The sequence below is a fragment of the Serratia sp. (in: enterobacteria) genome, from assembly GCF_046715635.1.
Taxonomy (GTDB): Bacteria; Pseudomonadota; Gammaproteobacteria; order Enterobacterales; family Enterobacteriaceae; genus Chania.
The window spans coordinates 1-2,569 of sequence record NZ_JBKJYW010000157.1; the positions used below are offsets into that span (position 1 = coordinate 1).

Below are 2,569 nucleotides of genomic sequence, written 5' to 3' on the forward strand. Positions count from 1 at the left end.
TGACCGTACCGTAGACGTGACCATCCGCCGTATTCGTAAACACTTCGAATCCACGCCGGACACGCCGGAAATCATTGCCACCATTCATGGTGAAGGTTACCGCTTCTGCGGCGATCTGGAAGAATAAACCGGTCATACGTCACAAGTTAAAAAGGGTTCAGCTTGCTGAGCCCTTTTTGTTTGCATTTTATTTAGCCTCACCCCAAGGGATGATTGGCACTGCGCTCAGGGCATTTTTCGGTGAACCATCCACCACCCGATCGGAATAGCTCAGGTAGATCAGCGCATTACGATTCGCATCATAAAAACGCACTACCTGCAGCTTTTTGAACACCAAAGAAGTACGCTTCTGGAACACCACGGTCCCCTCTGTCTTACCCTTTTTAATCTTGTCGCTCAGCTCGATCGGCCCAACCTGCTGACAAGAAATGGCGGCATCCGAGGTATCCTCTGCCAGCCCTAACCCACCTTTTATCCCACCGGTTTTAGCCCGGCTGATATAACAAGTTACATTTTTCACATCGGGATCGTCGAACGCTTCCACCAAGATTTTATGATCTGGACCAAACAGTTTGAACACCGTATCGACCGATCCTACCTGTTCCGCCTGTGCGCTATTAACCGTTGCGCAAACCAGGCCAAACAAAAATATCCATCCTTTTTTCATTCACTTAACTCCAATAGAACAGCGTGTTAAATAACAGGGCTGTTAATAAAATCACCGACGTCTCAGGTCACAAAAGGGGGGATTCCCCGGCCCAGATAACTCTTTTTAGCACAGAGAGCGAAAAAAATCTTTGGGAGTCGTGGAGGGAAAAAGTTGCTATTATGCGGCATCGTCATCGCTTCATGCCTGTTAACACAAGTTTCCCCGCCTTCCCGCAACGCATATCGCAAGAGTGCCGTATGTAATGCAACTGATTGATCAATAAGTCAGTGGGCATCAGGTATCAGCATGACAAATTAAACAGTTCAGGTTCCGAACCTGAAGCTCTACGAGGAAGATCTATGGATCAAGCCGGTATCATTCGTGATCTGCTTAGCTGGCTGGAAAGCCATTTGGACCAACCTTTGTCACTGGATAACGTGGCGGCAAAAGCGGGTTACTCTAAATGGCATCTGCAACGGATGTTTAAGGATATCACTGGGAACGCCATCGGGGCTTATATTCGGGCAAGAAGATTGTCCAAAGCCGCCGTCGCATTGCGCCTCACCAGTCGGCCTATTCTGGATATTGCTTTGCAGTACCGTTTCGACTCACAGCAGACCTTCACTCGCGCATTCAAAAAACAGTTTGCGCAAACCCCGGCGCTGTATCGCCGTTCGGAAGACTGGAACGCCTTCGGCATGTGCCCGCCAATACGTCTGGGTGCCTTTACGCTGCCTCACCCAGAGTTTATCACGCTACCAGAGCTGGACCTGATCGGCCTGACGCAGAGTTACTCCTGTACGTTAGAGCAAATCTCCAACTTCCGCTCAGAGCTGCGCACCCAATTCTGGCAACAGTACCTGGGGCAGATAGAAACCCTGCCACCGGTGTTGTACGGTCTGCACCACTCGCGGCCAAGCCAGGAAAAAGACGACGAGCAGGAAGTGCTGTATACCACAGCTCTGGAAGTGCAGCACGTTCCGACCAAGGTGCTAGAAGGCCAGCCGATCACGCTGCAGGGCGGTGAATATGCCATGTTCAGCTATCAGGGGCCAGCATCCGGCCTGCAGGACTTTATTCTGATACTGTATGGCACCTGCCTGCCAGCATTGGAACTGACCCGCCGCAAAGGACATGATATTGAGCGCTTCTATCCGCAAGGTGACCGGCGTCCGCCTCAGCCACCTAGCGAGATCCGTTGCGACTATCTGATCCCGATCCGCCGTTAACGCTGTAGCTCATCCAACGCGGGCATGTCCAGATGCGAGATATCGCCCGCGCTTTCCACAATCCAGCCCGGAGCCAACCAGGGGCTTTGCTGATAGTCGATGCGTGACAGCGAGCAGTTGCGCAAACGCAGACGGCGCTCGGCATAGGCCGGTAACCCTAACACCGTCCCGATCAGGCACCCCAGCGCGATGCCGTGGCTGACAATCAACGGTTTGCTGCCTTGTGGCAGTTTCAGGCACTCTGTCAGCGCCGCATGCATCCGCGTGGCCAACTCCGTCATAGATTCACCTTGAGGGATACGACCGTCAGCAGTACCATCGACCATCTGTTTACGCCACAGCTCTTCTTGCGGAGTCAGGCTGTCGATCAAACGTTCTTCCAGAACGCCCATATGCAGTTCACGCAGCCGGGCATCAACCATAACGTCGCAGCCGCAAGCGTCCGCAATAATTTGCGCGGTCTGACGGGTGCGGCCCAGATCGCTGGAAATCACGTGCGTCACGCCCTCGCGGCTAACGCGTTTGCCAACCAGATGAGCCTGGTGAACGCCAGTGGCGGTTAAGGGGCTATCGGACTGGCCCTGAATGCGGCGTGCTGCGTTCCATTCCGTTTCGCCGTGGCGAACGAGGTATACCTGTAACATTATGCTTTTCCGTTATACTGCGTGAAACTTGAGTTTATCTGTGGCTC

General features: G+C 53.1%; 4 protein-coding genes. 2 read left to right on the plus strand and 2 right to left on the minus strand.

All coding sequences use genetic code 11. The features are described from left to right. On the plus strand, window positions 1–127 hold a 127-nt coding region (locus tag ACLQ7H_RS07905; protein ID WP_411752193.1), incomplete at its 5' end, for a winged helix-turn-helix domain-containing protein. Window positions 128–187: 60 nt separating this feature from the next. On the opposite strand, the gene creA is transcribed toward ACLQ7H_RS07905, so the two are convergent. After that, window positions 188–667 (minus strand): protein CreA, encoded by a 480-nt coding sequence (creA, locus tag ACLQ7H_RS07910; protein WP_411752190.1) that lies wholly within the window; start codon window positions 665–667, stop codon window positions 188–190. A 341-nt stretch (window positions 668–1,008) separates the two neighbouring features. Here creA and robA point away from each other — a divergent pair, with 341 nt between their 5' ends. Further along, window positions 1,009–1,878: an MDR efflux pump AcrAB transcriptional activator RobA gene (gene robA / locus ACLQ7H_RS07915; protein WP_411752191.1), complete on the plus strand. Its 870-nt coding sequence runs from the start codon at window positions 1,009–1,011 to the stop codon at window positions 1,876–1,878. On the opposite strand, the gene gpmB is transcribed toward robA, so the two are convergent. Beyond that, window positions 1,875–2,522, minus strand: coding sequence for a 2,3-diphosphoglycerate-dependent phosphoglycerate mutase GpmB (gpmB, locus tag ACLQ7H_RS07920; RefSeq protein ID WP_411752192.1), 648 nt, complete (start codon window positions 2,520–2,522; stop codon window positions 1,875–1,877). The genes robA and gpmB overlap by 4 nt on opposite strands. Window positions 2,523–2,569 lie beyond the last annotated feature (47 nt).